The sequence below is a fragment of the Intestinibacter sp. genome, from assembly GCF_051866655.1.
GTDB lineage: Bacteria > Bacillota > Clostridia > Peptostreptococcales > Peptostreptococcaceae > Intestinibacter.
This window is the reverse complement of the sequence record NZ_JBJDXL010000127.1, coordinates 1-6,232: the sequence shown is the minus strand read 5'-3', so window position 1 is coordinate 6,232 and position 6,232 is coordinate 1. Positions and strand designations below refer to the sequence as shown.

7 protein-coding genes are annotated in these 6,232 nt (G+C 30.1%); 6 read left to right on the top strand and 1 reads right to left on the bottom strand.

The features are described from left to right. From ACI3VO_RS03445 to ACI3VO_RS03430, 4 genes are all read left to right on the top strand, one after another. Positions 1 to 114: Smr/MutS family protein (locus ACI3VO_RS03445; RefSeq protein ID WP_439756581.1), on the top strand; the 114-nt coding region annotated here is incomplete at its 5' end. Between the two features lie 11 nt (positions 115 to 125). After that, positions 126 to 578: a DUF523 domain-containing protein gene (locus ACI3VO_RS03440; RefSeq protein ID WP_439756580.1), complete on the top strand. Its 453-nt coding sequence runs from the start codon at positions 126 to 128 to the stop codon at positions 576 to 578. Between the two features lie 85 nt (positions 579 to 663). Continuing rightward, positions 664 to 2,364: an arginine--tRNA ligase gene (gene argS / locus ACI3VO_RS03435; RefSeq protein ID WP_439756579.1), complete on the top strand. Its 1,701-nt coding sequence runs from the start codon at positions 664 to 666 to the stop codon at positions 2,362 to 2,364. A 111-nt stretch (positions 2,365 to 2,475) separates the two neighbouring features. After that, complete coding sequence (locus ACI3VO_RS03430; RefSeq protein WP_439756578.1) at positions 2,476 to 3,399, top strand: hypothetical protein; 924 nt, start codon at positions 2,476 to 2,478, stop codon at positions 3,397 to 3,399. Here the strand turns inward: ACI3VO_RS03430 and ACI3VO_RS03425 are convergent. Further along, a complete protein-coding gene (locus ACI3VO_RS03425; RefSeq protein ID WP_290691819.1) occupies positions 3,396 to 3,596 on the bottom strand; it encodes a hypothetical protein in 201 nt (66 codons plus the stop codon). The two genes, ACI3VO_RS03430 and ACI3VO_RS03425, sit on opposite strands and share 4 nt — an antisense overlap. A gap of 103 nt (positions 3,597 to 3,699) precedes the next feature. Between ACI3VO_RS03425 and ACI3VO_RS03420 the strand changes: the two genes are divergently transcribed. Continuing rightward, positions 3,700 to 5,472, top strand: coding sequence for a B12-binding domain-containing radical SAM protein (locus tag ACI3VO_RS03420; protein ID WP_439756577.1), 1,773 nt, complete (start codon positions 3,700 to 3,702; stop codon positions 5,470 to 5,472). Between the two features lie 22 nt (positions 5,473 to 5,494). Then, the coding region (locus ACI3VO_RS03415) for a tetratricopeptide repeat protein (protein ID WP_439756576.1) at positions 5,495 to 6,232 on the top strand (738 nt) is incomplete at its 3' end.

Below are 6,232 nucleotides of genomic sequence, written 5' to 3'. Positions count from 1 at the left end.
GTTCTTAAAAAAGGACTTCAAGACGTACTAAAGAGAAACAAACATGTCAAATCAAAAAGACCAGGAGAATACGGTGAAGGTGGAGCAGGTGTTACTATAGTAACTTTAAAATAAAGGTGAAAAATATGATAATAGTATCAGCTTGTTTATTAGGAGAAAACTGTAAATACAGCGGTGGAAATAATAAATCAGAAAAAGTACTAGAATATTTAAAGGATAAAGAATATATTGCAGTATGTCCAGAGCAATTAGGAGGCTTGACAACTCCTAGAGATCCATCAGAGATAATAACTCACGGTGATAAAGACGGCAAGGATGTACTAAATGGCAAAACAAAGGTCGTATCAAATAAAGGGATAGATGTGACATCGAACTTTATAAAGGGTGCAGAGCAAGCTTTAAAAATAGCTCAAAAAAATAACGTAACAGAGGCTATTTTAAAGGCAAGCAGTCCATCTTGTGGTTGTAGATATATATATGATGGGACTTTTTCAAAGAAAAAAATAAAGGGGATGGGAGTTACAGCTTCTATCCTCCACGAAAATAATATAAAAATAATAGATGAAGAACAAATATAATGTTAAATATCTTGAAAAAATTCATAATTTGATTTAACATAAAATAATAAAATACGAACGTATTACGGCAAGAGAGGAGAAAACAATGCAAGATTTCAAGGCAGCAGTAGCAAATTGTCTTAAAAGTAAAATAGAAGATTTATCTTATGATGAGATATTACAGCTTATAGAAATACCACCAAATAAAGATATGGGAGATTATGCGTTTCCATGCTTTAAATTAGCAAAGGTCTTTAGAAAAGCACCAAATTTAATAGCACAAGATATAGCGGAAAGTATACCAGCAGAAGGAGACATATCAAAGGTAGTTCCAATGGGAGGATATGTTAACTTTTTCGTGAATAAATCACAATTAGCAAAAACTGTTATAAACAACGTATTAACTCAAAAAGACGACTATGGCAAGAGTAAAATAGGTGAAGGAAAGAACATAATAGTAGAGTTCTCATCTCCTAATATAGCAAAGCCTTTCCATATAGGTCATATAAGAACAACTGTTATAGGTAATGCAATATATAAATTATACGATTCTCAAGGGTATAATACTATAAGAATAAACCACTTAGGTGATTACGGTACTCAATTTGGTAAGCTAATAGTTGCTTTCAAAAAATGGGGTGACAAAGAAACAGTAGAAAAAAATCCTATAAAAGAATTACTAGCTCTATATATAAAATTCCACGATGTAGCTAAAGAACAACCAGAGCTAGAAGAAGAAGCTAGAGCATGGTTCGTTAAATTAGAAAACGGAGATGAAGAAGCTAAGGAATTATGGACTTGGTTCAGAAACGAAAGCTTAAAGGAATTCGACAAGGTTTATAAATTAATGGATATAGAATTTGATTCATTTGCTGGAGAAAGCTTCTACACAGATAAAATGGATGCAGTAATAAAAGAATTAGAAGATAAACACCTTCTAAAAGAATCTAGAGGAGCTAAAATCGTAGACTTAGAAGAATACGGTATGCCACCAGCTCTTATCCAAAAAAATGACGGTTCTACTTTATACATGACAAGAGATCTAGCAGCAGCAATATACAGAAAGAACACATATAACTTTGATAAATGTATATATGTAGTTGCATCTCAACAAAACCTTCATTTCCAACAATGGTTCAAGGTAATAGAGCTTATGGGATATGACTGGTACGATAAGCTAGAACACGTTAACTTCGGTATGGTATCTCTAGAAGGAGGAACTTTATCTACAAGAAATGGTAGAGTTGTATTCTTAGAAGATGTACTTGACCAAGCTATACAAAAGACTAGAGAAATAATAGAAAGCAAAAATCCTGATATAGAAAATATAGATCAAACAGTTAAAGACGTAGGTGTTGGAGCTGTTATATTCCAAGAATTATCAAACAGCAGAATAAAAGACTACGTATTCACTTGGGATAAAACATTGAGCTTTGACGGAGAAACTGGACCATATGTTCAATACACTCATGCAAGATGCTGTTCAGTTTTAAGAAAAGCAGGAGAAGAAGCTACAACAGATATAAACTACGACTTATTATCTGATGAAGATAGTTCAGAGGTATTAAAATTAATAGGCGACTTCAATAAAAACATATTAGTTGCTTTAAGAAAGAGTGAACCACACATAATAACTAGATTTGTTTTAGATCTAGCACAAGCATTCAACAAATTCTACCATGATAATCCAATATTAGTAGATGATGCTGAAGTTAGAAAGGCTAGACTTGCATTAGTTGAAGCTACTAGACAAACTATCAAAAATGCTTTAGCATTATTAGGAATGCATGCACCAGAAAGAATGTAATTAAAGTAAAATTTAAAAGGGGCTGTTGTACTATGGGGAGACCTAAAAATAGTGCGGGGCTCCTTTTTATTAGTAGAAATAAAAAAGAGGGCAAAGGAGGATGCATCTCGAGTGAAGGATGATTTAATTAAAAATTGTTATATATCAGCGTTTGATATAGAGGATAGCAGTCTAAAAAATTTAATAATAATAGGGACTAAATGTCTAATAGATAATAAATCTCAGAGAAATGTGTACACTGACAACAAAAGGCTTCGAGATGAGTTGATTTATTTTAATTTTTACGATAATAAGCCGAAATATGCAGATGTTTTGAATTTATTGTTGCCTCTTATTTTATCAAATACAAACATACAAAAAAGTGAGGAAGAGGTATTATCCTTGATTCAGAAGTATATAAAATATCTTAAAAAGGATCAGTACTTATTTGATTACATTTTAGCTTCTGTATTATATAATAGTCTTATTCATAATTTAATGGATAATCCAAATATGGAATACGAAGAAATACTTCAATCTATTAAAGAAAAAATGATCGGATTACAAATAGATTTAGAAAAGCCTAGCATGATAAAATTTCAAATGGCTAGAATAAAAGCTATACAAATTATAGACAATTATATAGATTTAAAGGTATGTGATTATAAGGAAAATGAAATAATAACGAATTTATTAAATGTGATTTACGATATTTACATAGAAGATAGAGAATGTATAAATGATGGAATTTCTAGTATAAAAAAATCTATATTATCTATACTATCAGCAGATGCAAATTTAAATATAGAAAATATAGATTTTATATCTTCAATGGCTGTATATATTACTAAATTAAGAAAATACTCAATAAATAAATCTGAATACACCAAGAGTTCGGATCCAAGAAGTCTAATTAATTTGAATCAAGGCGATACTATAGTAGATCCAATTTTAAATAAAATACAGGTTATATCTAAGGATTTTTCTGATAATATATTGAGAATTTCTGTCAAAGCAAAATCTGGAAAATATACATTTAATTTTAAAAAAATCTAGCAATTTTGTTCTAGATAGTTAATAAATTGGTCTTCACTAGTTTCTGTCAAAAAACACAGTTCCTTTACTATGCTGTTTCTAAGCTCGATAAAGTCAGGATTATTTGTTTTTTTGCCTGTGAATTCTAGTGACTTTATAATTAATAGTAAGTCTCTTTTTGATAAATCGTTAATAGTAACTTGATCAATTAATTCCATAGCGAACTCCTTTTCTAAAGTAATTATATACTATTATATTACAACATTATTTGATTTAAATATAGAGGAAAACCGTGTATAAAATAAAAAAGAGGTGAAAAATTTGAAAATATTGCTTACAACTTTGAATTCAAAGTTTATACATACTAATTTAGCGATTAGATATATAAAGGAAAGTATAAAAGATTTAGCAGATGTCGAAATAAGAGAGTACACTATTAATAATCAATTAGATTATATTTTAAAGGATATATATTTGGCTGGATACGATGCTGTATTTTTTTCAACATATATTTGGAATGTGTACGATATAGTCAAATTATGTGAAAATCTAAAAAAAGTAAATCCTAAATTAATAATAGGCTTAGGTGGACCTGAGGTTTCTTATGACAGTGAAGAAGCAATGACTAAGTATGAATTTGTCGATTATATACTTCGCGGTGAAGGTGAGATGGTTATGAGAGACTTAGTTAAATACTTCAACGGAGAGATGGACATAAAGGCTGTAGATGGTGTTACCTATAGATGTGGTGACGAGGTTATAAAAAATAAAGAAAGAGAATTATTAAAAGACTTAGATTTAATACCAAGTCCATATGAAAATTTAAACGTAAAGGAATATGAAAATAGAATCGTATACTACGAAACATCTAGAGGATGTCCTTTTAACTGCCAATATTGTCTATCTTCAGCTATAAAGGGGCTTAGATATTTTAGTATAGATAGAGTCAAAAGAGACCTTAAAAAATTAATAGATGCAAAAGTATCTCAAATAAAATTTATAGACAGAACCTTCAATGCAAATAAAAAATTTGCAAAGGAAATAATGAAATTCCTTATGGAAAATGACAACGGATACACTACATATCACTTTGAGGTTACAGCACACTTATTAGATGATGATATGCTGGAGTTTTTAAAGGATTGCAAGGAAGGATTATTCCAATTTGAGATAGGAGTTCAAACTACAAATCAAGAGGCTCTAGATGCAGTTGGAAGAAGAGATGATTTTGAAAAACTATCTCATGTTGTAAAAACTATAGAATCTTACCAAAATATCCATCAACATCTAGATTTAATAGCTGGACTACCTTATGAAGGATACGATAGCTTCGAAAAATCATTTAACGATGTATTTGCATTACAAATAGAGCAATTACAATTGGGATTTTTAAAGATGATAAAGGGTACAGGTATGAGAGCGAGAGCAGAAGAATTTGAGTATGAATACAAGAATTACGCTCCATATGAAGTGCTTTGCAATAAATTCATAAGTTACGATGAAATATTAAAATTAAAGGATATAGAAGATATATTAGAGAGATATTACAACTCTAATAATTTCTCATTATCTGTAAAATATATAATTGAAAATTACTACAGTGAAAGTGCGTTTAAGTTCTTCGAGGACTTTGCAAATTATTTCAATAAAATGGGATATTTCCACCTTGCCCAAGGAAAAAATCAGCTGTACAGTATATTAGCAGACTTTTACAAAGAAAAAGTCGGTGAAAACTACGATTTATTCATGGAAATACTAAAATACGACTATGTTTCTCTAGGAAAAATATCAAGTGTTCCAAATATATTTAATAAAATAGAAGTTAAAGATATGAAGGCTAGAGTACATGAGTTTTTACACAACAGAGAAAATCTAGAAAAATATCTACCTAAGCATGTAGATACACCTGCAAAATATATATTGAAATATGTTCATTTTGAATGCTTCAAATACGATATATTGAAATTAAAGGAAGATATTCATGCAAAACTAGACAAGCAAGAAGCTGTAATTTTATTTGTGTACGATGATATAAAGGTATTTGAAAAATCTAGAACCTACAAAGTCGAGCTTAAAGAGCTTGAAAACAAGTAAAATATAAATAAGGAGGACAAACATGAAATTTAGAATAGATAAATATTTACTACCTAAAGCAGATGAATTGGCATTTATAACAATTAAAGAAGATGCAGAATTTCATATAGAAGGCTATAAGGTACCAAAAAACGGATTAAATGTACCTATAAAAAACGAAGTACTAGTAAAAGGTATAAAGGAAAACACTGCACAAGAAGGATTAAACTCTATGTCTATAGCAGATGCTATGATATATATAATAGGTATAGACCCACAATTTAAATACAACGATGAATATAAGAAATTTTTAAAGGCTTTAGAAGCAAATGTAAAATTCGACACAAGATCATATATGGGATATATGTCTAGAAAATATTTCGAAATAGGAGAAGTAACAGATGCACTTATATATGTAAAGGCTCTTATTACATTATATCCAGACGACGTTCAAGGATTATATAACTATGCTATAGTATGCCAAGAGCTAGCTACTCAATACCAAAAAGACTACGATGCAAAGGCAATGAATGATATGCTATTAGAGGCAGGGGAAAAGCTTGAAAAAGTAACTAACCTAGATCCAAATTTTGCCCTTGCTTATTACCATTTAGGATATCACTACTACAATCAAAGCCAATACATAAAATCAAAGGTAATCTGGGAAGAAGCGCTTAAATTAGGTCTAGACGAGGACTTTGCCGCAGAAGTACAAGACAATCTAGGTAAAATGTACTCTAAGGTAGAATACGAAGAAGGATATACTCTAGTATTCCAAGGA